The organism is Lysobacter enzymogenes, assembly GCF_017168095.1.
Lineage (GTDB): Bacteria > Pseudomonadota > Gammaproteobacteria > Xanthomonadales > Xanthomonadaceae > Lysobacter > Lysobacter enzymogenes_D.
Window position 1 is genome coordinate 16,364 of record NZ_LXSD01000654.1, and the last position, 25,609, is coordinate 41,972.

Consider the following 25,609-nt stretch of genomic DNA (forward strand, 5'->3'; position numbering starts at 1 on the left):
CTCCGGACGACGACGAGCCGGCTGAGGAGAACCCGATTTCTCGCGCCCGCGCCTTCGCGCCGATGACGCGGGAGAACGTGGCGAAGCAGCTGATTGGGCGCGACGGCCGCTCGCGGCGGCGCCTGATGGCCCGGCAGCTCTATGATGAGCGCAGCGGCGCGCAGATCCTCGATATGGTACCGACTTGGGCTTGCGATCCGATGCCGGCGCGGAACGATGCAGGTCCACCGAGGGATCTCCGGCTCGGCGACGGCGCCGCCGTCGATCATGGCACGCCGGATGACCTCCGTTGGATAGATATTGCGTTATCAGAACTGGAGCGCAGCGGAGAGACGCCAGTACGAGCTTTGATCATCCGCGAGGAGTTTTGTGGTGTTGGAACTCAAGCGGACAAGGCAGCTTCAGTTGCCAGAAAGTATGGGGGGAGCCTGACCTTGCGCCAGTATCGCAATGAACTTGGGCGGGCTTTGGACTGGATGAGAGGTAGGCGGGCGGCATGAGCCTGGCCAACGGAAGGTGTGTCGATGACTCACAAGCAAACAAGCAATCATTCGAAAAAACTGCCGCCTAAGCTGCTCGATCCTTTGATTGCCTTGGCGGGTCGTTGGGCCCAATTTTTATCTGCCGTTCTCGAGCCTTGGACCATTGGACTGATCGTTGCGATCTGGTGGCTATTTGATCGGTCGCAGGAAAAGAATGTCACGCCTCTCGCGTTGTCGTTGATCTTCACCACGCAAACGGTTCTATCCGGTGTGCTAGGCGGTCGTATCGCCAAGCATTGGGCCGAGCTTGCCGAGCCCGGGCTCCTTGGGGCAAAAGGCTTGGTAGCTGTGCGTAGTCTCAAATTGTTGCTTCGTCAGGCTTCATCGCTAGAAGCTCGCATTCAAAGTTTTAAGAGCGATTTCTCAAACGCCACACCTTCGCCGGAAGTGGTCCAAAGAAGCTATGACGAGGTCATCGAGAATTGCCGTGCGCTCCAAGATCAGACCACTTCGTCCATAGAGAACTGGATCGATATCGTTCCGGAAGCTCGTGTTCTACTCGAGCAAGATGCTCAACAGGCCGCGCTCAAAGCGACCATCGATCAGCTGAACGCGCGCATCGCTACTCTGACGCAGGAGGTGCAACTTGGGACGATCCAAGCTGATGCGGCGCGCTCAGAGCAAGAGAACCTTCGGCGTGCACTTTCGGAAGCTCAGGGAGAACTAAGTCGGTCGCGGCTGAAGCTAAGCCCTGGGTCCAATATCGTCTCGGCGTCATCAGCATGGATGAGGATATTGCAGACGATCGCAGCGGCTGCCGACGCGAACAAGATGCGTGAGAGCGGCCAGAGCAAAGTTATCTTGACGCATGGCGAGTCTGCGGTTGCCGACGAAAAACAAGGCGACGTTAGCGCTAAAGGCGAAGGCTCAGCCAGTGAGCCAGAGGCGCCCGATGAGGTTGCGCAGGCAGAAGAAGCCGCTAGTCCGGGGTCGACGAAAAGCGTTGACAATGACGTAACGAAGTAGCAGGATTTTCGTACGGTCAGTAATTGTATCTGAAGCCCTGGCGAAAGCCGGGGCTTCGCCGTTTCAGGCGCCGCGCGCGCCGCCCCTCAAGCCCTGCGAGCAATCGCGGGGCTTCCTGTTTCTGGAGCCCCGATGATCCCGATCACCGCAGACCAGCTGGCGGCGGCCGTCGGCTGCACGCGCGCGCTCGCCGCGACGTGGGCGCCGTACCTCGCGCACGCGTACCGGCTGGCCGACATCAGCACGCTGGCGCGCCTGGCGCCGTTCTTGGCGCAGACCGGACACGAGTCGGCCGGCTTCAGCACCACGACCGAGAACTTGAGCTACAGCGCGGAGCGCATCGCCGACCTGGCGACCAAGGCCAGGCCGGGCACGCGGTGGCGCTCGCTCGGCCCGCGCGCGGCCGAGCTGGCGCGACAGCCGGCCAAGCTCGCGAACGCGGCCTACGGCGGGCGCATGGGCAACCGGGACGAGGCGAGCGGCGACGGCTGGCGCTACCGCGGCCGCGGGCTGATCCAGAATACGGGCCGCGCCAACTACGAGGCCGTGCGCGACGGGCTCCGCGCGCTCGGCATCGCCGACTGCCCGGACTTCGTCGCGCTCCCAGACGCGCTCAGCGAGCCGCGCTGGGCCGCGCTGGCCGCGGCCATGTACTGGCGCGAGCACGACCTGAACGCGTTGGCCGACGCCGGCGACTTCGATGCCATCACCCGCCGCATCAACGGCGGCGCCGCGGGTGCGGCCGACCGCCGCGAGCGGTACGAGCGCGCCAAGAAGGCGCTTCGGGGCGTGCGATGAGCGACCCCATCAGCGCAGTGAAGCTGGTGGCCGGCACGCTCGCCGCCGGCGCTGCGGTGCCGGCCCTGGCCGACGCCGCCAACAAGGCCGAGCAGCTGGCGCCGATCGTGGGCGTTTCCTGGTCGGTCCTGCTGGTCGCGGTCGCCGGCGCCCTGATCGGAGTTGTGCTGCTGCCTGAGCGCGACACGGACCGGGTCAAGCCGGCGGCGCACCTGAAGCGAGCGCCGCGCGCGCTGCAGCTCGGCGTGCGGCTGGTGGCCATCTTCGGCGTGGTCCTGGCCTATGCCGTCGTCGCTGCTTGGTCGGTGGCGCTGGCGTCGAGCTGGTTCCCGTTCCTGCAAGGGTCGCCCGAACTGCCGCTGGCCGGCATCTCGGGTGTGGTCATTCGCCGAATGCTCCCCGGCTACCTGAAGGTGCTGGAGCGCGTCACCGGCGGCATCGGTGGAGGCGCGAAGGAATGAAGATCGCAGACCTGTTGGGCGGCGTCGTGGGCTTCGTGGTCGACACGGCCGAGATGGTGGTCGATCGCGCGCGCCGGCAGATCGCATGGCTGAGGAAGCCAGGCAGCCTGCTGAAGGTGCTCTGCGCCTTCCTGGCGTTCTGCTCCTTCACGGCCGGCCTCGCGGCCTACAGCGCCGAGCAGCGCGCGCGCGAACTGGGTGACCGCATCGTGGTGATCTCCACGCAGTGCGACACGGACAAGCAACAGCTGCAGCAGGACGTCCAGGACCGCGACGCGCGCCTGGCTCAGATCGCAGACAACCTGCGCGCCGAGGCCGAGAAGCTCAAGGCCCTGCGCGCCGAGAGCGCCGCGGCCCTTGCCGGCCTGGCCGACGACTTGGCCAAGGCCGAGACCGATGCCAAGGCCTGGCGCCTGCGGTACGACAAGCGACCCAAGACCTGCCAGGCCGCGCTGGAAGTGCTGGACGAGGCCTGTTCCGGCCAAGGGGGATTCTGATGCGCCTGATCATGATGGCGGCCGCGGCCGTCCTGCTCGCCAGCTGCGCCAGCGCGCCCGCGCCGAAGGCCAACCCGCCGGCGCCGGCGGTCATCGAGGTGCCGGTGCACGTGTACGTCCCGATCGCCTCGGAGCTGACCAAGCGCTGCACCTGGCCGCGTACGGGCAAGCCGTCCCAGGCGATGGAAGTGGCCAACAAGCGGAAGGAGTGCCTGGGCAAGTACGAGGCCCAGTTGGATCGCATCGAGCTGGTGCAGGGCAAGCCCGCGGCGACTTCTCAGCCTTAAGCCAGATGGTTGAGGAGTTGCACGCCTTTCTCTGTTACCTCAACGGAGTTGTCCGGGTGAATCACGACGTACCCCAGTTCTACCGCCCAGGTCAGCTCGTCTCGTGTGACCGACTGTCCAGCAGCGATGCTCAGGAGGATTTGTTGCTGATGGGCAGGGTGCATTGGCGTGCTCACTCCGTTGAGGTCATGCCTATCGTACTCAATCCCAGGACGACCGCACTTTGGGCGCCAAACAACGGCATGGTCTCTCCTGCATTGCCTCAGAGCGGCGATCGAGGTCAACAGCTGGCCCAGGTGCATCAACAACTCGGCGGTCGAGCAGATGTCTACTTGCATGGCGGTGCGATTCCACTGAATGCCGGCCGGCAATCGGACGGCTTGGGGAGAGGATCGACGCCGCAGTCGATTGAGTCCTCTTGCGCGTTTTCCGAACGGGCACCTACATGGCGCGCTTGAGGACAGTTCCCAACCGCCTGCAGGGCATGCCCTCCCGACTGGCCAGCGTGCAGGCGGGCAGCTGGCGCACCGGCGACCAGAGCAGCACGGCCCGTGGGTACGGCTACCGCTGGCAGCAATACCGCCTGCGCTTCCTGTCGGCGCACCCGCTGTGCGCCATGTGCGAGGCAGAGGGCAGGGTGACCGCGGCTACAGTGGTCGACCACATCCGGCCGCACCGCGGCGACCAGGCGCTGTTCTGGGATCGGACCAACCATCAAGCGCTGTGTGCCACGCACCACAGCCGGGACAAGCAGCGAGAGGAGCAGAGCAATGGGCGGTAACGGCTACAGCCACGCAAGCGGAGGTCATTGGGTGGTCGACGGGCTGGTCATGGGGATGCCGTACCAGGGCACGCCGTACCAGCCTCCTGCTGCGCCCCAGCGCTGCGTGCGCGTCGACGTGCTGCGCATCCACCCCGACGGCCACATGGAGGCCGTGCTGAGCGACGGCGCCGTCCTGAGCGTGCAGGGCATCGCGATGAGCGCCCGCGCAGGGCAGCACACCGCGGTGACGCTGACCATCGACCGAGTGCGGGTTGAAGTCGCAGGTGGGGTCGAGACCGGACGGCGTGGAACGCTGCCCGGGTCGGCCGACGTGGAACCATACGGGGGGGCGGGTCGAAAGTCTGGTGCGGCCGGACGCCTAGACCGGCTGTCCCCGCACGCGCGGGTTTTTTTCTCGCCGCAGAAAATCACGGCGGCCCATTCATGAAGCAAAAAACGACCTGAGGCTATGGCACGACCCGAACACAAGGCCACGGCGGCGACGCGGCGCCGGGTATCGGCAGCCGCAGGCGGCGGGATGCGCCTGGAAGACATCGCCAACGCCCTGCGGATCTCGGTGCCGACGCTGCGAAAGCACTACGAGGTTGAGCTGTCGTCTGGCGCGGCGCTTCGGCGAATGGAAGTCCTGGAAAAGCTGCTGTCGCAAGCGAAGAAGGGCAGCACGTCAGCCGCGCGCGCGTACTTGGCCAACCAGCCAGAGTTCATGGTTGCTCCGGAGGAAGAGAAGCCTGGCAGGAAGCCGCGTAAGGGGAAGAAGGAGCAGGCTCAGGAGGACGCCGGCACCGCTCAGAACGGCACAGGATGGGACGGCCTACTGCCGCCTGGCAACGTAACTCCGATCCGGAAGCCCGCCTGACGCATGTGGGATTTGAGCTGCCGCGACTGGGAGGCGCGGATGCGTGCCGGCCGATCCCTGGTGCCCGATCTGCCGATTGATCGGGAAGCGGGCAACCGGGCGGTGGCGGTGATGGATCGCCTGCGGCTGGCCGACGTGACCGGCACGCCCACCTTCGGGGAAGCGGGCGGGGAGTGGTTCCGCGACATTGTTCGCGCGCTGTTCGGGTCGATAGATCCGGCGACGAAGCGCAGGATGATTGAAGAGCTGTTCCTCCTGGTCCCAAAGAAGAACAGCAAGACCACCAACGGCGCTCTGCTGATGCTGACGGCGCTACTGCTCAACGAGCGCCCCCGCGCGCCGATGCTCCTCACCGCGCCGATGCAGAAGACGGCCGACGAGGCGTTCAGCGCAATCTCCGGCGCGATCGCTCTGGATCCGGTGCTCGAGAAGAAGTTGCATGTGCGCGACCACCTGAAGGTCATCGTGCATCGCGAGACGGGCGCTCGCTTGGAGGTGGTGACCTTCGACCCCGACATCATCACCGGCCGAAAGGTGGTGGCGGCCCTGATCGACGAACTGCACGTACTGGGAAAAATGGCGCGCGCGGCGAAGGCGATGGTCCAACTGCGCGGCGGCATGCAGCCGTTCCCGGAGGCTTTCCTTGCCACGATCACGACTCAGAGCGATGACCCGCCTGTCGGCGTGTTCGCCGAGGATCTTGAGCGGGCACGGGCAGTGCGCGACGGTAAGAGGCAGTCGCCCGTGCTGCCGGTGCTGTACGAGTTTCCGATGTCGATGCAGGCGGATCGCGCCAAGCCCTGGCGTGATCCCGCGAACTGGGGCTTGGTGACGCCGAACGTCGGCCGCTCCATCGACATCGAGCGGCTGACTCGTTCGGCCACGGACGAGGAGCAGAAGGGCGAGGCCGCGTTCCGCATCTGGGCATCGCAGCACCTGAATATCCAGATCGGACAAGCGCTCGCCGCCGCGGGGTGGGCAGGCGCGGAATTCTGGGAACGACGAGCGGAGATGGTGCTGTCGCCAGAGGTCCTAGTCGAGCGCTGCGAAGTGGTGACGGTTGGCATCGACGGTGGCGGCCTGGAAGACCTATTGGGCTTGGTGCTGGTCGGCCGCGAGCGCGGGTCTCGCCGCTGGCTGGCCTGGGCGCATGCATGGGCGCACGAGATCGTGCTGGAGCGGCGCAAGGAGCTTGAGCCGAAGCTGCGCGACCTGGAGAAGGCCGGTGATCTGACCATCGTTGAGCTACCTGGCCAGGACGTCGAGGAAGTTGCGGACATCGTTTGCCAAGTCGACGCCGCCGGCCTGCTGCCGGAGAAGCATGCAATCGGTGTCGACCCGGCTGGCATCGGCGCAATCGTCGATGAGCTGACCATCCCAGACCGGGGAATCCTGCTTGAGCGGATTGTGGCTGTATCGCAGGGCTGGAAGCTCAACGGCGCCATCGGAACCGCCGAGCGCGCGCTGGCCGGCGGAACCCTGATCCATGGCGGCCAGCCATTGATGGCTTGGTGCGTCGGCAACGCGAAAGTAGTCCCGGTCGGCAACGCAAAGATCATCACCAAGCAGGTCAGCGGTTCGGCAAAGATCGATCCGCTGATGGCGCTATTGAACGCGGTGTCGCTGATGTCGCTTAACCCAGTCGCGCGCCGACGGAACAGCATCTACGACGAAGGGGTCACGATATGACGAGGAAAGACGTGCTGTCGCTCGGCGCCGGCGCCATCGGCTTCGGTTGCCTGGTGGCCGGCGTCGCGCTGATTCACCCCGCGGCGGGCCTAATCGTGGCCGGTGTGGGCCTGCTGGGATGGTCCTACCTCCTGGCGAGGGCCAACTGATGTTCACCTCCGGCATGTTCAGGCAAGTCCCGCCGTTCTCGTGCAGTGGCGGGACGTGGATCTCGTCTTTGCTTGGCGGCCAGCGATCGGCGGCGGGCCCGCTGGTTAACGCGGATAGCGCGCTGGCGATGGTGCCGGTGCAGGCCTGTGTAACCACGCTGTCCGATTCGGTGGCGCAACTCCCCATTGAGCTGTACCGCCGGCGAGGAGAAGGGCAGCGCGAGAGGGCGACTGACCACACTCTCTACCGCGTGCTGAAGCACGAGCCGAATGGTTGGCAAACGCCATTCGAATTCAAGGAAGGTAGCCAGATTGATCTAGGCCTCAACGGGAACTGCTTTAGCGAGATCGTGCGCAACGGCGACGCTTCTGTGAAAGCGCTTATCCCGATCCAGGGCAAGACTGTCCAACTGTACCGAGCGGCCAACGGCCAGCCCTTCTATCAGGTCGACGGCGGCGAGCTGCTGCCAGCACGGAACATCCACCATGTGCGATGGATCTCGCGGAACGGCTACGTCGGCATTGCACCGGTGATCTTGCACAGGGACGCGCTGGGCATGGGAATGGCTATCCGGGACCACGCTTCGAGATCGTTCGTGAACGGGACGGCGCTGTCTGGCGTCCTGACTCGGCCGAAGGAAGCCACGCCGATCCACAACCAGGAAGAAATCGAGCGAATCAAAGGCCAATGGCAGAGCACTTACGCGGGTTCCAACAACTCGGGGAAAGTGGCGCTGTTGCAGGAGGGCATGCAGTTCACTCCGTTGGCCATGACGAACGTGGACTCGGAGTTGATCGCAGCGCTGAAGCTCACCGCGGCGGACTCCGCGCGGATCTACAAGATCCCCCTGCACATGATCGGCGACCTCGATAGGGCCACCTTCAGCAACATCGAGCACCAGGCCATCCAGTACGTTGGGCACGGGTTGCTTCCGTGGCTGAAGCGTCACGAAGAAGCGATGATGCGCGACTTTCTCCTGCCGAGCGAGCGGGAGCAGTACTACATCGAGTTCAACGTGGCCGGCCTGATGCGCGGCGACCAGAAATCCCGGTACGAGTCGTACGCGATCGGCCGGCAATGGGGATGGCTGTCGGTCAACGACATTCGTCGCTTGGAAAATCTGCCGCCAATCGAGGGCGGAGGAACCTACCTGCAGCCCATGAACATGGTCGGCGCCGGCACAGAAGTCGGCGCCGATCGGGTTGCGCAATCTTTCCGGGAAGAGGTCGCGAGGGCCCTCAAACAATGAAGTCTTTCACCCGATTGCAAAATCTGATCTTCAACGTCCCGCTGTTCGTGCGGCCAGATGCGCTGAATTTCGTAGCGAATTGGGCCGAGCAGGCCATGCAGCTGAATGTCGTCAACTCGCCTGGTGCGCAGTTGTTCTCCGACGATGCCGATCCCGCGGCGCAGATGCGGGCGCAAGATGACCGGCGCCAGGCCTTGGTTGCGGAAACCGGCGTCGAGGTGCTGGGGATCCACGGCCTGCTCGTCGCGCGCACCATGAACATGAACCCCTGCGAGCAGACGACCAGCTACGAGAACCTGCGGCGCGAGCTCCAGCGCTCTCTGGCAGACCCGATGGTCGAGCACATCGTCCTGGACATCGATTCCCCAGGCGGCAGCGCCGCCGGCGCGTTCGAGTTGGCCGAAGACATCTTCGCCGCCAGGCAGGTCAAGCCCATCACGGCGGTTACGAACTTCTCCGCGTACAGCGGCGGCTACTTGCTGGGCGCCGCCGCGACCGAGATGGTGATTTCGGAGACCGGAGGTCTGGGCAGTATCGGCGTCATCGCGCGCCACGCCGACTTTTCAAAGCGCAACGAGTCGATGGGCGTATCAGTAACCACGGTATTCGCCGGCGCGCACAAGAACGACCTCAGCCCGCACGAGCCCCTCACCGAGCAGTCGATGGTGTTCTTGCAGGACATGGTGAACACGTCTTACGAGCGATTCGTCGCCGCCGTCGCGCGGTTCCGCGGAATGCCGGAGCAGGCGGTGAGGGCGACCGAAGCCAATGTCTTTTTCGGCCAGCGGGCCATCGACATTGGGCTCGCGGATCGCTTGGAGCCGCCCCAAGCGGCCGTCAACCGCATCGCCGGCGCCGTGCAGGCAGCCCGCGCCAGTCGCGCGGCCGCGCCGCCGCGGCGTATTACCCACCAGGCCCGGGCGATGGCCCTGGCCAACCAGAGTTGAGCGCGTTCGCACTCAATACCGCGGCCCTTCGGGGCCTTTTTTACGACTAGAGGAAATCCCATGTCCCTGATCAACCAGCTCCGGAGCGAACGCGCGCAGGTGAACACTGCGGTCCAGGCGCTCGCCAAGATCGAGGTCGAGGGCGGCCAGTTGACCGCCGAACAGCTCGCAGACTTCGAGAAGTTGTCCGGCCAGTTCGAGAGCCTGACCGCCCAGATCGAGCGCGCCGAATGGGCCGAGCGGATGCAGGCCGCCACGGCGCAGCCCGTCAATCCGGGCGTGACCGCGCCGCAGGAGCCGGCGACCCCAAAGGCGCCGGCCGTACGCGGAGCCTCGTTCTCGCACATGGTCCGGTCCCTCGTCCAGGCGAAGGGCAACCAGCAACTCGCCGCGCAGATCGCAGAGCAGAACGGCTACGGCGCCGACGTGTCGATGGCGCTGAACACCCTGACCCCGGAAGCGGGCGGCGTGCTCGTGCCCGAGAACATGTCGAGCGAGGTGATCGAGCTGCTGCGGCCGAGGTCGGTTGTCCGCCGTCTGGGTGCCCGGTCGATGCCGATGAACAACGGCAACATCACGATCCCGCGGCTCAAGGGCGGTGCGGTCGTCGGGTACATCGGCCAGGACTCCGACATCCCGAGTTCCCAGCAGCAGTTCGATGACCTCACGCTGACGGCGAAGAAGCTGGCGGCGCTGGTGCCTATCAGCAACACGCTCCTCGGCTTCTCGGGCGTCAATCCCAACGTCGATCAGCTCGTGGTCAGCGATATCTCCGCCGGCATGGCGTCCAAGGAAGACGTCACGTTCCTGCGCAGCGCCGGCTCGGCGACGCTGCCGAAGGGGCTGCTGGGCTGGTCGCTCGCGGCCAACCGTTTCGACGCCAGCTCCGGCGCCGATCTGCAGCAGATCGAGGTCGACCTCAACAAGGCCATTCTCCGCCTGGAAAACGCCGACGCGAACATGTACGCCCCGGGTTGGGCGATGGCGCCGCGCACGTATCGGTTCCTGGAGGGCTTGCGCAACTCGAACGGCGCCAAGGTCTACCCGACGCTGGAGGGGCGCGAGCCGACGCTGAAGGGGTACCCGGTCGGTATCACTTCGCAGATCCCGATCAACCTCGGCGCCGGCGGCAACGAGAGCGAAATCTACTTCACCGACTTCGGCGACACCTTCATCGCGGAGCAGTCTGGCCTGGTCATCGCCTTCAGCACCGAAGCTGCCTACCACGACGGCAACACCTTCGTCTCTGCCTTCCAGCGCGACCAAACGCTCGTTCGCGTGATCGCCCAGCACGACTTCGGCCCGCGTCACGTCGAGTCGATCTCGGTGATCCAGAAGGTGGTCTGGGGCGCGTAAGCGGAGCCACGCGGTCGCGCGAAAAACCGGCAGCAGGCGGTCTCGTCGCCTGCTGCCTCATGAGGAGAATCACATGTCGAACAAGCTGATCAGGTTCACGAAGGCGTATCGCCAGTACAACCCCGGGGAAATTGCCGGCTTTACGGCCGAGCACGCCGATAGGCTCGTCGAAGGCGGCGTGGCCATGCACGTGCTGGTGGAGGAAAAGGCCAGCCTGACTGGCAGCGGTGGTGAGGGCCTCGCAAGTGCAAGTTTGGACTCGCCGGCTTCGACCCCGGAGCTATCTCTGGAAAGAACGTCGACCGCTTCACCCGACCTCGGCCTCGATCCCAACGAGGCGAAGCAATCGTCGCTCGAAGCTGCGGCCGTGGCCCAGGACGCCGAAGGTCCCGCCAGCGCCCAGGTGCCTCAGCATGCATCTATGCCTCGCGAAGAAAAGGCCGCCGTTCGCGCCGGCGCCGGCAAGGCGAAGGCGGGCCAGTGAGGCTCATTGAGCACATCGGCCCCGAGCCACTGAGCTTGGAGCAGTTCAAGCTCTGGCAAAAGGCCGATGACGGCGAGGACTCGGTGCTTTCGCAGATCGTGATCCCGGCCGCGCGCCAGGTGGCTGAGCGACGCAGCGGCGCAGCGATCCGGTTGGGGCGCTATGCCAGCGAGTGGGCGTCGCTGCCGGCGGGCGATACCGCACTCGACCTTGGGGCGGTGCGCACGCTGGAATCGGTGACAGCGGCTGGGGCCGCTGTCGACGGCGCGACCATTGTGTGGCGTGGCCGGGAGGCGTTTCTCCGCCTTGCCGCGTCGGCGCAAGACGTGCACGTCGTTGTGACCGCCGGCATCGATGCGGAGCAGGCACCTTCTGTTCTGCAATGGATCGCGCTGGCTGCCGGTCTGGCGTACGAGAACCGGGAGTTGGCAAGCACCGGAGAGGTGGCGTCGCTACTTCCGGTTGGCTATCTCGATGCATTGCTCGACGTTGTTCGTCTGCCGCCGAGGTTCTGATGGGCGCTGGAAAATACAACCGACGCGCCACCGTCAAGTATCGCGTCGACGCGAACGACGATGCGGGCCAGCCGGCAGACGATTGGAAGGTACTGGGGAGCCTGTGGGTCAGCATCGCCAACGAAACAGGCATGGGGGCGATTCGTTCGAGCCTACAAGGAAACGTCCCAGCATCGATCGCTCGCTACAGCTTCGAGGCTCGATTCGAGAGCGTCCGCGAGCTCGGGGTCAACGAAGGGATGCGTATGGAGCACGACGGCCTGATCTTCGACATCAAGGGCGTGGTGCGGGATCTCAAGCATCGCGGCAAGGCCTACATCCTCACCGAGCAGGGGGGGAACGCTGGATGAGCAATACGAAGGCAATCACCGACTTCAGCTCAGCAATGGCCGGCCTGGAAAATCTGGCCGAGGCGAAGGTAGGGCTGGCGCGATCGATGGCCGTCGCCGGCGGCAAGGTGATTCGGGACGAGGCGAAGCTGCGGGCGCCGGTCGGTAACGTAGACGGCAGCCACAATGTTCCCGGTGCGTTGCGCGCCGCGATCTATCTCGCGCACCGTGACGGCCAGTCAGGCGAGTCGCGCCAGGTCTATCAGGTCTCCTGGAACGCGAAGAGGGCGCCCCACGGGCATCTCGTCGAGTTCGGACACTGGCAGACCCACGCGGCCTACTTGGACGCCGCCGGCGAATGGCGCCGGGGCGCGCCGCTGCCGGTGCCGAAGTGGGTGGCCGCAAAGCCCTTCCTCCGACCCGCCTACGACGCGGCCATGCCGCGCGCGCGCGAGGCGATGCTGGCGCGCGGCAGCGAACGTCTCGCGGAGATCTTGGCCAGCCAGCCGGAGAAGCCCGATGAGCTATGAGGCGCAGCTGGTCGCGCTGATCGCGCCGATCCTCGACGGCCGGCTCTATCCCGACGTGCCGCGCGAGCCGGTGGTCTACCCATGCGGCGTCTATCAGCAAGTCGGCGGCCGGGCCCTATGGTTCAGCGAGGGCGCTATGCCTGATCACAAACACGCGCGTGTGCAGATCACGGTGTGGTCGGCGAGTCGCGCCGAGACAATGCGCCTCATCCGGTCAATCGAGGGGGCGATTTGCGCGGGCTTGCCGCATTCCGAGCCCTTCGGTGCCGCGGTAGCGACGTACGAGGATGCCATCAAGAAATACGGCGCCAGGCTCGACTTCGGGCTCTGGTATCCGGATCCCTGATCCACAACAGCAGTTCACCGAACCCCCGGCCTCGCGCCGGGTTTTTCTCACCCAGCGAGGTTACACACCATGTCTCTCAAGCTCCCGAAGGGAACCCAGTTCGGCTTCGCGCAGGTCACTACTGTCGCGATTCCGACCACCGGCGTCTCCAAGGCCAATCCCGCGCTCGCCAGTATCGCGGCGAACGCTGTTGATTCCGGTGACGTAGTGCTGATCCAAGTACCAGGGTGGCGCGCCCTGAACAATCGTGTTGCGCAAGGCGGTGCAGAAAGCGCGGGCGCGATTGAGCTACTCGGCATCGACACCACGGACGTCGTGCTGTACCCCGGGGTGAGCGGCGCGGGCTCGCTGTTCAAGGCCGGCCCGTTCGTCGACCTCACTCAGCAGGGTGATCCCACCATGTCCGGCGGCGAGCAGCAGTACTGGTCCGGCACCTTGTTGGAGGATCCGTCAGGCCAGTCGATCCAATTGCCGACGACCAAGTCTCCGAAGACGCTCGCGATCCCGCTGTATTACGATCCGAAGCAGCCGTGGTATCGCGCTCTGAAGTCGGTCGACGCGCGTAGCGATGAAGCGGTCATCTTGCGGGCAAAGTTTCTGAACGGCGATGTCCTGTACTGGTACGGCTACCTCTCGTACAACGGCGATCCGGTCATGGGCTCGAATACGCCAATGCTGACGACTGCCAGCTTCGCGGCCCTCAGCGATTCGGTCCTGGTGGAGGCCTGATGTTCACCGTCCAAGCTCCCGACACCTTCAAGGCCGTGCTGACCATCGTGGGCCACGGCCGTGAGCAGAAGCTCAACCTGACGTATCGGCACTTCGACGCCGACGGCTACCAGGCCCTGTTCAAATCGTTGGCCGCTGGCGAGAAGACGCCTGCCGATGCGTTGCTCGAGCTGGTTGCCGAATGGGACGCCGACGTTCCGCTCGATGCGAACGGCGTTCGCTTCGCCGAGCAACAGCAGATCGGCCTGGTGGTCGCGATCATCCAGGGCTATCACGACAGCATCGCGGTCGCGCGCAAGGGAAACTGATCGAGGCGGTGGGGGCGTTGTACTGGCGCGCCCCCACCGAGGCCGAACTTGCACAGCTCGGCTTGAAAGCGAAGCACTTTCCGGCGCCAGTGGTCGAACTCTGGCCGGAGTGCGCGCTACCCATCGAGCTTTTCTCCCGGGTCTCCACCCAGTGGCGCGTCGGCGCCGGAGGCCCCATCGGCTTGGACTACAACGTCGTCTATCGCGAGCTCGATGACATGGGCCTTACCGGCGACAGCCGTCGTGAGGTGATGGCTGCGATTCGCGTCATCGAGACGGCTGCACTCGACTGCATCCACAAGGCGTAACCATGACCGAACAGACTCTCGGCACCGCCTCAATCAAGGTGATGCTCGACACCGCGCAGTTCGATCCCGCCATCCAGGCGGCAAAGAACCGCGTGGCCGACATGTCGACCGCGGCCCAGCAGGAGTATCAGAAGCTCACGGTGGCGGAGCGACGCCGCGTCGACGCGTTGGTGAAACAGGCGGACACCGTCGGGCTCACCCGGGCGCAGCAGGTCGCGTACAACGCGGCGCTGAAGTCGGAGGGCGCGCTGCTCGACGACATCACCCGCCGGCTGGCCAAGAACGAGGCCGCGGCGAAGGCGGCGGCGGCCGCGAACCAGTCTCGGGCCGACGCCGCCGGCCGGGCGGCGGCCGCGGAGTCCTCGCGCTACGGCAACATCAGCAAAGGCCAGTACGACGCAGCGGTGCGCGGAGTTCCCGCCCAGATCACCGACATCGTCACGTCACTGCAGGGCGGCCAGAACCCGCTGACCGTGTTCCTGCAGCAGGGCGGCCAGCTGCGCGACCAGTTCGGCAGCGCCAGCCTTGCCGCGCGCGCCCTTGGCGCCGAGGTGATCGGGATGGTGAACCCGCTGACGCTGTCGGCGGGCCTGTTGGGCGGCATGGCCTTCGCATTGTACGAGGCGCAGGGCAGGGCAGCAGAGCTCAACACAGCTCTGATCGTCGTCGGCAATCGAGCCCAAGTCACCGGCGAAGAACTTCGCGACATGGCGAAGCACCTAGCCGAAGCGCCGGGCATCACCGAAGGGGCCGCCACTGAGGCGCTGGCCACGGTGGTCCGCTCGGCGCGCTTCACCGGCGACCAGCTCGATGAAGTGGCCGGCGCGGCGCTGACTTGGCGCCGTGCGACCGGGGCCGCGATCTCGGACACCATTACCGAGTTCGAAGAGCTGACCAAGAACCCGGCGCAAGCCCTGCAGACCCTCGGCGACAAGTACGGGTTCGCCACCGAGGAGCAGCGAAAGTACGTCGAATCCCTGCAGGAGGGCGGGCGCTTCCAGGACGCTGCGAGCGAGGCGGTGCGGCTCTACGCCGACACCATCAACGAGCGCGCGCCGCAGGTCGTGTCGCAATTCGAACTGACGCGCGCGATACTGCAGTCGATCAAGGATACCGGCGCTGGCGCCTGGGACGGAATCGTTAGCGGGTTGGCCGACGTCGATCGCGTGGCGAAGGAAGGCCTGGGCACGCTCTCGCGCCTGGCCCAGGCCATGCAGGGCGGCGGAATCGGCAGCCTGTGGGCGATGCAGTCCGCAGCGGGCGCGCCGGCGACGCTGTCGCGGCCGGCGCCGCCGCCGAGCAAAGAGGCGACCGAAGCGGCCAAGAAGGCCACGGACGCGTGGGACAGCTCAATCCGCCAGTTCCTGCCCGCGCGGCAGCAGATGGAGCTGGAGATCGACGCCATGCGCAAGCGCGGCGCCGCGGCCAAGAAGTCGGCCGAGGACATCGCTTCGGCCGAGGCTCAGATCCGCAAGGTCTACGCAGACCGTGAGGCGCGGTCTGGGCGCGGCGCGGCGAGCGCTGCCCGCGCCTTGGACAATGCGTCCTCGCGCGCAGCCCTGCAGTCGATCAAGGACGACCTGGCCGAAGAGCAGGCATCGATCCAGAACGGTTCGCGCGTGCTTCAGGCCGAGTACGGCGCGCGCCTGGTGAGCATCGAGGACTACTACCGCCGGCAGCGAGAGCTGCTCGCGCGCGGGAGCGCCGCCCAGGAGACTGCGCTTCAGGGGCAGATCGACCACCTTCGTAAGCGCAACGTCGCCGGCAAGGACAGCGTCGACGTCCAGCGTGAGCTGGGCGAACTGGAGGCCAAGCTGGCGCGCGTGCGCGCCGACGGCGCGAGCGCGGTCCAAGTGCTGGGCATCCAAGAGGCCGACGCCCTGCGCCGGCGCGAGGAGGCTCTGGAGGGCTATCGCCGGGCCTTGGGCGCCCAGACGGACGCGCTGCAGCGGCAGCAGGACTCGGCTGTGGCGCGGGTCGGCATGGGGGAGCGCGAATACCAGCAGCAAGAGCGGGTCAACCAGATCTACCAGAAGCAGGCCGACGAGCTGCGAAACCTCGCCGCGCAGCGCGCCTCGCTCGACATCGACGAGCGCCAGTACCGAGATCGCGTTGAGAGCCTGCGAATCGCGACCGACGCGCAAGTCCAGATTGTCGCGGACGGATACGAGCGCATGAAGGCGGCGCAGGGGGACTGGGTCAACGGCGCGCGTGGCGCGATCGCCGACTACCAAGCCGCGGCGCAAGATGCCGCCGGCCTCACCCGCGACCTGTGGACGTCCGGTTTGAAGCAGGCCGGAGCCGCCTTCGTCGACTTCGCCACCAAGGGTAAGGGATCGATCAAAGACCTGGTTTCCAGCGTGCTGACCGAGCTGGCGCGCATGAAGGCCACCCAGGGCATCGCGTCGCTGCTCCAGGTGGTCTCCAACTTCCTGCCGGGCGGCGGGGGTGGGGCCGGAGTGAGCGCCGCGTTCGCCAATTCGTTCGGCAACAACACCAGTTGGTTGAGCAGCGGACTTCGCGCCAACGCCAAGGGCAACGTCTACAGCAGTCCGAGCTTGTCGGCATTCTCCGGTGGAGTCTATGACCGGCCGCAGTTGTTCGCGTTTGCCAAGGGTGCCGGCGTCTTCGGCGAAGCCGGGCCGGAGGCAATCATGCCGCTGCGCCGCGGCTCGGATGGTCGCCTAGGGGTGTCGGCTCAAGGGAACGCTGCCGCCACGACGATCAGCGTCGGCGTGACCGTCAACCTCTACCCGGATGGCGGCTCCGATGCCAGTGCAACCGCCGACGGTGCGCTCGGGAAAGATTTGGGGGAATACCTCAAGGCGTACTACAGCGAGCAAATGATGCGCGACACGCGGCCCGGGGGACACATCTGGAACATGGTCCAGGGGGCACGCCGATGACCGACACCTTCAACTGGCGCGCCACGGCCGAATCGACAGGTGGCGCCGCGCTCCGCGTGCGCCGAACTCAATTCGGCGACGGCTACGCGCAGTCCGTTCGAGATGGTCTGAACGCCGTGGGGCAGACCTGGAACCTGGTCTTCGTCTTCGCGGCCGCGACCATCGGAGAAATCGAGGCGTTCCTCGATGCGCACGCGGGCGTGTCCTTCCAGTGGAAGGCACCGCGCCGGCCGCTCGCCTTCTTCCAATGCGACGAGTACCAGACGGACGACCTCGGCGGCGGCGTTTGGCGACTGCGCGCGACTTTCACCCAGCGCTACCAGCCCTAAGGGACACAGCATGGCCAAGCAATTAATCGTCCTCGGCACGCCGCCGGGAGGCGCCGATGGCGACACCATTCGCGCCGCTTTCGACAAGGTCAATCAGAACTTCAGCGAGAACTACGCGACCCTGGGTAACCTCGTCGACGAGAGTGGCAAGGTCACTGCCAAGAGCGGCCTGGCGGTAACTGGCGCCGCCACCGTGTCGAACGGCCTCTCCGTCACCGGCACCACCAGCAGCACCGGCGATTCTACGGTTGGCGGCAGGTCCAAGGTCGCCGGAAATCATTTCAACGGCACCACCCTAGGAATGCCTTGCGTTCTGAGCGCGCCGGGGACGTCGATTGCGCTGCGTCCAAACGGGGCCGATTCCACGTCGAAACAGGCGGTAGTTCGCGCAGATGGCGTGGTGACCTTCGGGTATCACATCGTCCCCGTCGTGGACAACAGCGGGTATTGCGGCGTGCCCGCCGGTGGTCGATGGGAAGTGGTCTGCGCGGTCACCGGCACGATCAATACGTCCGACGCGCGCGAGAAGACCGCAGTACACCCGTTGACGCCGGCCGAGTGCGCGGCCGCCCAGCAGCTCGCCGGCGAGATCGGGACGTACCAGTGGCTGCAGGCCGTGCAGGCGAAGGGTTACGACGCGCGCGTGCACGTCGGGCAGACGGTGCAGCGCATCATGCAGGTGATGCAGCAGCATGGCCTCGATCCGTTCCGATACGGATTCGTCTGCTACGACAGTTGGGGCGACGAGCCGGCGGTGGTCGACGCCGAGGGGCTTGAGATCCAGCCGGCGCGCGAGGCTGGTGACCGTTACAGCCTGCGGCCCGACGAGTTCAGCATGTTCCTGTGCCGTGGCCTGGCGTCAAGGCTGGCGGACGTGGAAGGCCGGCTCGCGAACCTTGAGGCCGGCGCATGACCATCACCGACCGCATCCAGAGCCTGGAGCCCGGCGCGCGCGTGCGGCTCTACGAGCTCGACGCGCGCGCGATCGGCGCCGATCTCTTGCTGTTCCACGGGCACGCCCAAGCCGGGCCAATTTTCTGGCAGGGGCAGGAGTACTCGCCCTGGCCGATCGTAGCCGAGGGCTTCGCGCGCACGACGCAGCAGCAGCCGACGCCGACGCTGCGGGTCAGCAACATCGATGGCACGATCTCGTCGCTCTGCATCCTGTTCGGCGATCTGCTCGATGCCAAGCTGACTCGGCGCTCGACCTTGGCCGAGTACCTGGACGCCGCGAACTTCCCGGGCGGGAACCCGGCCGCGGACCCTGATGAGCAGTTCCAGGACGAGATCTGGTACATCGAGCGGAAGGTCAGCGAGGACGCCGAGTCCGTGGTCTTTGAATTGCGGTCGCCTGCGGACTTCGGCGACGCGCAGTTGCCGAGCGAGCAGGTCGTGGCCGACATGTGCAACTGGATCCAGCGCGGCGGGTACCGCGGGCCCTACTGCGGCTACAGCGGACCGCCGGTCGCAGACGGCGACGACAACCCCACCTCGGATCCGGCGCTGGACTCATGCAGCGGCCTGGTGCGCGGCTGCAAGTTGCGTTTCGGCCAGAACAACCCTCTCCCATACGGTGGCTTCCCCGGCGCCGGGAGGTTGCGCACGTGAACCTGACCGAGCAGACGTTCGCCGCGGTTCGCGCGCACGCGGAGGCCGAGTACCCGCACGAGGCGTGCGGCCTGGTCGTGGCCGCGCCGGCGGGCCAGGCCTACTGGCCCTGTACCAATCGCGCGGCCACGCCCTCAGAGCACTTCCGCATCGCGGCCGAGGACTTCGCCGCTGCCGAGGACGTCGGGCCGGTGCTGGCCGTCGTGCACAGCCACCCCGACGCGCCGGCCACGCCGTCGGACGCGGACCGCGTCCAGTGCGAGGCGTCCGAACTGCCATGGGTGATCGTCAGCGTCGGCGCTGTTGACGGCCGGCCGGAGTGCGGCGGCGAGGTGATCACCATCGAACCCTGCGGGTTCGTCGCGCCGCTGGTTGGTCGCCAGTTCGCCCACGGCGTGCTCGATTGCTACACGCTGGTCCGCGACTTCTACGCGCGCGAACTGCGCATCGCCCTGGCCGACCATGAGCGCACCGACGACTGGTGGAACCAGGGCGGCGACCTCTACAGCGTCGAGCGCCTGCGCGCCGAAGGCTTCGAACAAGTTTCGGATGAACCGCGCCGCGGCGACCTGATCGTCATGCAGGTGCGCGCGCCGGTGCCGAATCACGCCGGCGTTTACCTCGGCGACGGAATGATGATCCACCACCTCTACGGCCGCCTGTCCGAGCGTGTGCCCTACGGCGGTTACTGGCGCAACGCGACGCGGCTGCACCTGCGACATCGCGAATCGAGGATCGACCATGGCTGAGAAAGCCCGCTTGATCCGCCTGTACGGAACGCTGGGCGCGCGCTTCGGCCGCGAGTTCCGCCTGGTCGTGTCCAGCCCGGCCGAGGCGATCCAGGCGCTCTGCATCCAGTTGCCGGGCTTCCGCGCATACCTGCAGGAAGCGAAGGCGCGGGGTCTGGGCTTCGCGGTCTTCCTGGGCCGCCGTAACCTGGTGGAATCCCAGCTCACCGACCCGCCCGGCGATCACCCGATTCGAATCGCGCCGATCCTCGTGGGCGCAAAGCGCGGCGGCCTGTTCCAGATCGTCCTCGGTGCCGCGCTGATCGCGGCCGCGTTCATCCCTGGCTTGAATGTCGCGGTGGCCGGCGCGCTGACGAGCATGGGCTGGTCGATGGCCATCGGCGGCGCGGTGCAACTGCTGTCTCCGCAACCAAAGGGGCTCAACGCGCGCGAGCGGCCCGAGAGCCAGCCGAGCTACATGTTCAGTGGCATCGTGAACACCCAGGCGCAGGGCGCCGCGGTCCCGCTCCTATACGGCGAGGGGCATGACAGGAAGGGTGTTTGGGCCGGCGGCGCGATCCTCTCTGCAGGCATCTACGCGGAGGATCAGCAGTGACGTCGATCCAGGGCGCGAAGAAGGGTGCCGGCGGCGGCCGCCAACCGGTGGAGAGCCCCGATAGCCTGCGCAGCACCGCGATAGCCAAGGTGCTGCTGTTGGTCTCCCAGGGCGAGGTACAGGGGCCGCCGAACGGCAATCTGCTGAAGTCGGTCTACCTCAACGACACGCCGATCCAGAACTCCGACGGCACGATGAACTTCGACAACGTGCGGGCGGAATGGAGGCCCGGCACCCAGCACCAGGAGCACATCGCCGGCTTCCCCGCCGTCGAGAGCGAACAGGCGGTGGGGGTGGAGCTGCGCAGCGGAAGCCCGGTCGTGCGCACGATCACCGGCGCCGACCTGTCCGCGATCCGCTACCGCATCGGCGTTCCGCAACTTCAGAAGGCAAACACCCAGAACGGCGACATCACCGGCTACCGGATCGAGTACGCCGTGGATATCGCAACCGACGGCGGCGCCTTCACGACTGTGCTGAGCGACGCTTTCGACGGCAAGTCGACGAACGGCTACGAGCGATCGCGCCGGGTCGAACTCCCGCCGGGGTCGTCGTGGCAGATCCGATTTCGCCGGCTGACGCCGAACCAGAACAGCAGCACCATCGCCGACACGATGACGGTTCAGTCCCTGACCACGATCATCGACGGCAAGTTCCGGTATCCGAACCGCGCGCTGCTCTACCTGGAGTTCGAGGCGAGCCAGTTCCAGTCGCTGCCGACCATTGGCGTGCGCTGGCAGGGGATCCTGGTGCAGGTGCCTTCGAACTATGACCCGGTTAGCCGGACCTACAGCGGCATCTGGGACGGGACGTTCAAGCGCGCCTGCAGCAACAACCCCGCGTGGGTCTTCTACGACATCGCGACCAACGACCGCTATGGCCTGGGCGCCGAGGTCACCGCCGCGATGATCAGCCGGTACGCTCTGTACCAGATCGCCCAGTACTGCGATCAGATGGTGAGCGACGGCCACGGAGGGCTCGAGCCGCGCTTCTTGCTCGATCAGCAGATCCAGACGCGCGCGGCGGCGCTGCAGCTGCTGCAGGACATCGCCAGCTGCTATCGAGGCGTCTCCTACTACGGCCAGGGCCAGATCGTCGCCGCGGCGGACATGCCGGTAGATCCGGTGAAGCTCTACACCGCGGCCAACGTGAAAGACGGCAAATTCACCTACCTCGGCACCGCGCGCAAGGCACGGCGCAACTTCGCTCTGGTGTCCTGGAACGATCCCGACGACTTCGGGCGGCCGAAGGCTGAGCCTGTGGTCCACCGCGAGGGCTTGCGTCGGCACGGCCTCCAGGACACCTCGATGTCGGCCTTCGGATGCACCCGGCGCTCGCAGGCGCAGCGCGTCGGTAACCACGTGCTCATCTCGGAAAACCTCGAAGACGAAACGGTCAATTTCGAGGTAGGCCTGGAAGGGGCGGACGTGCAGCCCTTCGACGTGGTGCAGGTGGCCGACCCCAACCGAGCTGGCCGCCGCAATGGCGGGAGGCTGCGCGCGGCCACGGCCCTCTCGGCCACTTTGGACGCTGTGCCCCCGGCGTTGGCGGTGGGAGACACGATCCGCGTCATGCTGCCGAACGGGCGCAACGAAGCCCGCACCGTGACCGGTGTCGACGGCGCCGTGGTGGCAGTCAACGCCCCCTGGTCAACCGTCCCGTCGCCGCAGGCCATCTGGATCGTGGCCAACTCCGACTTGGCGCCGCAAACGGTCCGAATCATCGGAATCGAACCCTCGGACTCCGACGAGATCTCGTTCAAGATCACGGCGCTGAAGCACGTACCGCAGAAATATGCGGCTATCGACGATGGCACGCGGCTCGAACTTCCGCCAATTTCGGTGGTGCCGCCCAGCGTGCAACCGCCGCCGGCGAGCGTGGCGCTGTCGAGCCGCAGCGTGATCGAGCAGGGCATCGCCACGCACGTGCTGACCATCGAGTGGGCGCCGGCAGAGAAGGCCGTGGCCTACGAGATCGAGTGGCGACGAGACTCGCTCGAATGGGTCAAGGCCGGTCGCACGGGCGCAACAAGCATCGAGGTCCGCGGCATCTACGCCGGCCAGTATTTGGCGCGCGTGCGCGCGCTGAACGCCTTGGGGACGCTGTCCATCGCGGGCACCAGCGTGCTGACCGCAATTACGGGCAAGATCACGCCGCCGCCGGCGCTGACGTCGCTGACGGCGGCAGGTGGGATCTTCTCAATCAACCTGGCATGGGGCTTCCCGCAAGACTCCGACGATACCCAGCGGACCGAGATCTACTACTCGGCGACCAACAACCGCGGCGCCGCCGTGAAGCTGGGCGATTTCGCCTTTCCGCAGGCACGCCACACGATGATGGGCCTGGCCGCCGGCGTCACCTTCTACTTCTGGGGGCGGCTCGTCGACCGCTCCGGCAACATTGGCCCCTGGTACCCGGCGGCCGCCAACGCTGGCATCCAAGGCCAGAGCAGCGCTGACGCGGCGCCGATCCTGGCCTATCTGGCCGGCAAGATAGGGAAGACGGAACTGGCCCAGGATCTGCTCGGCCCGATCCAGTCGATCACCCCGGACATGGCTGGCCAGGCGACGATATTCGCCGGCGACGCAGTCCGCTATGCCGGCGTCTGGTCCCTGGTCTACGCGCAACAGCAGGGCGACATGGCGATCGCGAAGCGCGTCGACACCGTGCAGGCCCAAGTGAATACAACGTCCGCGACGGTGCAGCAGGTTGCGCAGGCCACGGTCGACCTCAATGGCAGGATCAGCGCGACGTACACGCTGCGCGCGCAGGTCGCATCCAACGGCCTGCTCTATGCCGCCGGCATGGGCCTGGGGGTTGAGCAGCAACCCGACGGGACCTATCAGACGCAGGTGCTGTTCCAGGCAGACCGCTTCGCCCTGATCAACGTCACGAACAACGCACTCAGTACGCCGTTCGTGATCGAGAACGGACAGACCTTCATCAACAGCGCGTTCATCGCCAACGGCACGATCACCAACGCGAAGATTGGCGACGTGATCCAATCGAACAACTACGTGGCCGGGCAGCAGGGCTGGCGCATCGACAAGAACGGAAACATCGAGATCAACGGCGCCGCGGGCGGCGGCCGGCTCCTGATCACCCAGTCGCGGATTGAGGTCTATCGCCCGAATGGCGCGCTGTGCGTGCGCATGGGGTTCTGGTAATGCCGGCCGGTATTCAAGTCTTCGACGAGAACGGCGCGGCACTGATCGACACCACGGACCGGATTAGCCTGGTCCTGGGAACCGCGATCATTGGCCCCGCGGCCGGCTCGATTTCAGATCCTCGCCTGGCCTACGGAAAGGGATGGTTTCAGCTGCTCGACTTCGAGGCAATCGAGGCGGTGACGACCACGAAGTCGAAGCCGCCCATCCCTTCGATCTCGGGTACGACGTTGAGCTGGACTTACGACAGTCAATCGCAGCGGCCGCCGCGCGCCGTGCGCATCATCTACGGGACGTACTGATGCCAGTCGGAATCCAAATCGTAAGCGACCTGCAGACGGTGCAGATCGACACTGATACCTACAACATGGAGTTCCGGCAAAAGGGCATCGTGACATGCAACACCACATGGAGCCCCATCACGAGGCAGGGAACGTTCACGGTAACGGGCGAGATGCCGATGATCGCGCTGCGCAGTTCTGCCCTGGCGATGCTGACCGCACCGACGATCAACGGAAACAGCTACACCTTCACCGTTACCGTGCTCGCGCAGACCCCCACGGATGTCGAGTTCTTCCATTTCGACAGGCCGGCGCCCGGTGGTTCGAGCTTCGGCCTGCAGGTGATTCGAGAAGATGGATCGATCGCCTTCGATGCCGGCCGCCGCCCGGTGAGGGTGCTTGGCCAAGTGCAGGGCGACGTGATCAATGGCCATAACTTCGGCACGTTGACCTACCCTGGTAAGCAGGTTGCGTTCCTACAGTGCGCTTTCGTCTATCAGACTTTCTACGCGCCGGTGCCGCCACCGCCAGGGCAGCCAGCCGCCAACGTCCAGCAGTTCGTCATGGGCGGGCTGGCGCGGGCGTCGGGCGACACCTTCCATGGCGAGTTCGCCCAGCTCGGAACCGGTGGACCTTACGCCATTGGCAGCGTGGACCTGGGATCTTACTTCCAGCGTTACTATGCGTTTTTGGTGATAGATGTTGGGGCGCTCTAGATTGATGATTCATCTGGCAGGCGTGAACAATCGCTGCGATAGGTCGCTTGAGATGAGTGGCACCTAGACGCTCAAAGTATTGTTTGGGCGGCTTTCCTAACGACGGGTAGGAATACATACGAGGGCGGTTATGGACAACGATCGGGTGCGGCGCCAGTTGAGGATAGTCATTTTTTTTACGCTCGGGGCAATGTTGGTGAGTGCCGCGGCCTATCTTTTTCCTCAGTTACTCCAGGGGGCTTTCAAAGGGTCTGAGAAATTGGCTGCTTTGACGGCTTTATTTGCAAGTATTATCGCTGCTGCGATGTTGATCTATCTCAGGCCTTCTAGTTCAACAGATGTCTTTCTGGCAGATGAAGAATTTCGTGCCCTTTCAAAGAGGCTGGACCGCAAGCTTGTCGAGGAGATAGTCGGTCTAGAGATTGCAAAGGCGAATATACGATTTTCAGCTGACTTCGACCCGAGTGCTGAGGTTCGGGGCCTTCAGGAGGGGTTGGTTAGAGAGGCAATCAATCGAGAGCTCGATGAAATTAGAGATGAGCTAAGGCGTGATTCGGAGCGAGAAGCAAAGGAAAATCAGTATTTCGAGTTGCAGGCTTTCTATCACAAAATAAGTGTTCGCCTGTCTGAAGAGATTCGTAGTCAGGGTCGAAGAGGTAACATTAATCTCATTATCGGTTTTTTTCTTGCATTCGCTGGTGTTGCTGTAATGCTTGGTGTGCTTGAGGCGCCCTCCGCAGCTGTGGTAGCAATCCGGGGGGCGGCCTCAATTGAGAGTGAAGTCATTCGTTTGGTGCCGCGGATATCCTTGATGATAATGATTGAGGTGTTCGCATATTTTTTCCTCCGACTGTACAAGCAATCGATAGAAGAAATTAAGTACTATCAGAATGAACTGACCAATGTTGAGTTTAAATGGGCCGCTGTGACAATGGCCAAGCAAGCTGGAGGCGAGCCTGTGCTCCTTTCCATTATCGACAATTTGGTGAAGACAGAGCGTAATTTTATTCTCGAGAAAGGGGAGTCCACGGTCGGCCTTGAGAAAGAGCGAATCAGCGCGGCGACCTATGCGGAGGTTCTTCGAAATCTCGGGGGCGTGCTGAAGCGGGAGCGGTGACGTTGGCAGT

Annotated in this window: 32 protein-coding genes; all 32 read left to right on the top strand. The window is 65.2% G+C overall.

What is annotated here, in order from left to right; all coding sequences use genetic code 11:
* Window positions 1-77 precede the first annotated feature (77 nt).
* The 32 genes from A7A76_RS24970 (at window position 78) to A7A76_RS25125 (ending at window position 25,599) form a co-directional block, all read left to right on the top strand.
* Window positions 78-500 carry a hypothetical protein gene (locus A7A76_RS24970; protein ID WP_241201175.1) on the top strand — a complete coding sequence of 141 codons (423 nt, stop codon included), beginning with the start codon at window positions 78-80 and terminating at the stop codon, window positions 498-500.
* Between the two features lie 24 nt (window positions 501-524).
* A complete protein-coding gene (locus tag A7A76_RS24975) occupies window positions 525-1,508 on the top strand; it encodes a hypothetical protein (RefSeq protein WP_206413857.1) in 984 nt (327 codons plus the stop codon).
* A gap of 132 nt (window positions 1,509-1,640) precedes the next feature.
* Complete coding sequence (locus tag A7A76_RS24980) at window positions 1,641-2,306, top strand: glycoside hydrolase family 19 protein (RefSeq protein ID WP_241201176.1); 666 nt, start codon at window positions 1,641-1,643, stop codon at window positions 2,304-2,306.
* A complete protein-coding gene (locus A7A76_RS24985) occupies window positions 2,303-2,767 on the top strand; it encodes a hypothetical protein (protein WP_241201177.1) in 465 nt (154 codons plus the stop codon). The genes A7A76_RS24980 and A7A76_RS24985 overlap by 4 nt, the downstream gene beginning before the upstream one ends.
* On the top strand, window positions 2,764-3,264 hold the full coding sequence (locus A7A76_RS24990; RefSeq protein ID WP_241201178.1) for a hypothetical protein: 501 nt from the start codon (window positions 2,764-2,766) through the stop codon (window positions 3,262-3,264). Before A7A76_RS24985 ends, A7A76_RS24990 begins: the two co-directional genes overlap by 4 nt.
* Window positions 3,264-3,551, top strand: coding sequence for a hypothetical protein (locus tag A7A76_RS24995; RefSeq protein ID WP_206413858.1), 288 nt, complete (start codon window positions 3,264-3,266; stop codon window positions 3,549-3,551). Before A7A76_RS24990 ends, A7A76_RS24995 begins: the two co-directional genes overlap by 1 nt.
* Before the next feature lie 484 nt (window positions 3,552-4,035).
* A complete protein-coding gene (locus A7A76_RS25000) occupies window positions 4,036-4,332 on the top strand; it encodes an HNH endonuclease signature motif containing protein (RefSeq protein ID WP_206413859.1) in 297 nt (98 codons plus the stop codon).
* Window positions 4,322-4,762 carry a hypothetical protein gene (locus A7A76_RS25005; RefSeq protein WP_206413860.1) on the top strand — a complete coding sequence of 147 codons (441 nt, stop codon included), beginning with the start codon at window positions 4,322-4,324 and terminating at the stop codon, window positions 4,760-4,762. The genes A7A76_RS25000 and A7A76_RS25005 overlap by 11 nt, the downstream gene beginning before the upstream one ends.
* 21 nt (window positions 4,763-4,783) lie before the next feature.
* Window positions 4,784-5,191, top strand: a complete 408-nt coding sequence (locus A7A76_RS25010; RefSeq protein WP_206413861.1) for a hypothetical protein — start codon at window positions 4,784-4,786, stop codon at window positions 5,189-5,191.
* A gap of 3 nt (window positions 5,192-5,194) precedes the next feature.
* Window positions 5,195-6,880 carry a terminase TerL endonuclease subunit gene (locus A7A76_RS25015; protein ID WP_206413862.1) on the top strand — a complete coding sequence of 562 codons (1,686 nt, stop codon included), beginning with the start codon at window positions 5,195-5,197 and terminating at the stop codon, window positions 6,878-6,880.
* Window positions 6,877-7,029, top strand: coding sequence for a hypothetical protein (locus A7A76_RS25020; protein WP_206413863.1), 153 nt, complete (start codon window positions 6,877-6,879; stop codon window positions 7,027-7,029). The genes A7A76_RS25015 and A7A76_RS25020 overlap by 4 nt, the downstream gene beginning before the upstream one ends.
* Window positions 7,029-8,279 carry a phage portal protein gene (locus A7A76_RS25025; protein ID WP_206413864.1) on the top strand — a complete coding sequence of 417 codons (1,251 nt, stop codon included), beginning with the start codon at window positions 7,029-7,031 and terminating at the stop codon, window positions 8,277-8,279. Before A7A76_RS25020 ends, A7A76_RS25025 begins: the two co-directional genes overlap by 1 nt.
* Window positions 8,276-9,226 (top strand): S49 family peptidase, encoded by a 951-nt coding sequence (locus A7A76_RS25030; protein WP_206413865.1) that lies wholly within the window; start codon window positions 8,276-8,278, stop codon window positions 9,224-9,226. The genes A7A76_RS25025 and A7A76_RS25030 overlap by 4 nt, the downstream gene beginning before the upstream one ends.
* A gap of 60 nt (window positions 9,227-9,286) precedes the next feature.
* Complete coding sequence (locus A7A76_RS25035) at window positions 9,287-10,582, top strand: phage major capsid protein (protein ID WP_206413866.1); 1,296 nt, start codon at window positions 9,287-9,289, stop codon at window positions 10,580-10,582.
* A 73-nt stretch (window positions 10,583-10,655) separates the two neighbouring features.
* Window positions 10,656-11,066, top strand: a complete 411-nt coding sequence (locus tag A7A76_RS25040; RefSeq protein ID WP_206413867.1) for a hypothetical protein — start codon at window positions 10,656-10,658, stop codon at window positions 11,064-11,066.
* A 35-nt stretch (window positions 11,067-11,101) separates the two neighbouring features.
* Window positions 11,102-11,581 (top strand): hypothetical protein, encoded by a 480-nt coding sequence (locus A7A76_RS25045; RefSeq protein ID WP_206413868.1) that lies wholly within the window; start codon window positions 11,102-11,104, stop codon window positions 11,579-11,581.
* On the top strand, window positions 11,581-11,931 hold the full coding sequence (locus tag A7A76_RS25050) for a phage head closure protein (RefSeq protein ID WP_206413869.1): 351 nt from the start codon (window positions 11,581-11,583) through the stop codon (window positions 11,929-11,931). The genes A7A76_RS25045 and A7A76_RS25050 overlap by 1 nt, the downstream gene beginning before the upstream one ends.
* Window positions 11,928-12,440, top strand: coding sequence for an HK97 gp10 family phage protein (locus A7A76_RS25055; protein WP_206413870.1), 513 nt, complete (start codon window positions 11,928-11,930; stop codon window positions 12,438-12,440). Before A7A76_RS25050 ends, A7A76_RS25055 begins: the two co-directional genes overlap by 4 nt.
* Entirely contained in the window at window positions 12,430-12,786 is a 357-nt protein-coding gene (gp17, locus tag A7A76_RS25060; protein ID WP_206413871.1) for a tail completion protein gp17, read from the top strand. Before A7A76_RS25055 ends, gp17 begins: the two co-directional genes overlap by 11 nt.
* A gap of 69 nt (window positions 12,787-12,855) precedes the next feature.
* Complete coding sequence (locus A7A76_RS25065) at window positions 12,856-13,515, top strand: phage tail tube protein (protein WP_206413872.1); 660 nt, start codon at window positions 12,856-12,858, stop codon at window positions 13,513-13,515.
* Window positions 13,515-13,823 carry a phage tail assembly chaperone gene (locus tag A7A76_RS25070; protein ID WP_206413873.1) on the top strand — a complete coding sequence of 103 codons (309 nt, stop codon included), beginning with the start codon at window positions 13,515-13,517 and terminating at the stop codon, window positions 13,821-13,823. The genes A7A76_RS25065 and A7A76_RS25070 overlap by 1 nt, the downstream gene beginning before the upstream one ends.
* A gap of 8 nt (window positions 13,824-13,831) precedes the next feature.
* Window positions 13,832-14,131: a DUF1799 domain-containing protein gene (locus A7A76_RS25075; protein ID WP_206413874.1), complete on the top strand. Its 300-nt coding sequence runs from the start codon at window positions 13,832-13,834 to the stop codon at window positions 14,129-14,131.
* 2 nt (window positions 14,132-14,133) lie between these two features.
* Complete coding sequence (locus tag A7A76_RS25080; RefSeq protein ID WP_206413875.1) at window positions 14,134-17,037, top strand: phage tail tape measure protein; 2,904 nt, start codon at window positions 14,134-14,136, stop codon at window positions 17,035-17,037.
* Window positions 17,034-17,366, top strand: a complete 333-nt coding sequence (locus tag A7A76_RS25085; protein WP_206413876.1) for a phage tail protein — start codon at window positions 17,034-17,036, stop codon at window positions 17,364-17,366. Before A7A76_RS25080 ends, A7A76_RS25085 begins: the two co-directional genes overlap by 4 nt.
* Before the next feature lie 10 nt (window positions 17,367-17,376).
* On the top strand, window positions 17,377-18,279 hold the full coding sequence (locus tag A7A76_RS25090; RefSeq protein ID WP_206413877.1) for a tail fiber domain-containing protein: 903 nt from the start codon (window positions 17,377-17,379) through the stop codon (window positions 18,277-18,279).
* Complete coding sequence (locus tag A7A76_RS25095; RefSeq protein WP_206413878.1) at window positions 18,276-18,974, top strand: phage minor tail protein L; 699 nt, start codon at window positions 18,276-18,278, stop codon at window positions 18,972-18,974. The genes A7A76_RS25090 and A7A76_RS25095 overlap by 4 nt, the downstream gene beginning before the upstream one ends.
* Window positions 18,971-19,723 (top strand): C40 family peptidase, encoded by a 753-nt coding sequence (locus A7A76_RS25100; protein WP_343225407.1) that lies wholly within the window; start codon window positions 18,971-18,973, stop codon window positions 19,721-19,723. Before A7A76_RS25095 ends, A7A76_RS25100 begins: the two co-directional genes overlap by 4 nt.
* Window positions 19,716-20,318 (top strand): tail assembly protein, encoded by a 603-nt coding sequence (locus A7A76_RS25105; protein WP_206413880.1) that lies wholly within the window; start codon window positions 19,716-19,718, stop codon window positions 20,316-20,318. The genes A7A76_RS25100 and A7A76_RS25105 overlap by 8 nt, the downstream gene beginning before the upstream one ends.
* Window positions 20,315-23,485, top strand: coding sequence for a host specificity protein J (locus A7A76_RS25110; RefSeq protein WP_343225408.1), 3,171 nt, complete (start codon window positions 20,315-20,317; stop codon window positions 23,483-23,485). Before A7A76_RS25105 ends, A7A76_RS25110 begins: the two co-directional genes overlap by 4 nt.
* Window positions 23,485-23,787 carry a hypothetical protein gene (locus A7A76_RS25115; RefSeq protein ID WP_206413882.1) on the top strand — a complete coding sequence of 101 codons (303 nt, stop codon included), beginning with the start codon at window positions 23,485-23,487 and terminating at the stop codon, window positions 23,785-23,787. Before A7A76_RS25110 ends, A7A76_RS25115 begins: the two co-directional genes overlap by 1 nt.
* A 38-nt stretch (window positions 23,788-23,825) precedes the next feature.
* Complete coding sequence (locus A7A76_RS25120; RefSeq protein WP_206413883.1) at window positions 23,826-24,482, top strand: hypothetical protein; 657 nt, start codon at window positions 23,826-23,828, stop codon at window positions 24,480-24,482.
* 130 nt (window positions 24,483-24,612) lie between these two features.
* Entirely contained in the window at window positions 24,613-25,599 is a 987-nt protein-coding gene (locus tag A7A76_RS25125; RefSeq protein ID WP_206413884.1) for a hypothetical protein, read from the top strand.
* The last annotated feature ends 10 nt before the right edge of the window (window positions 25,600-25,609 follow it).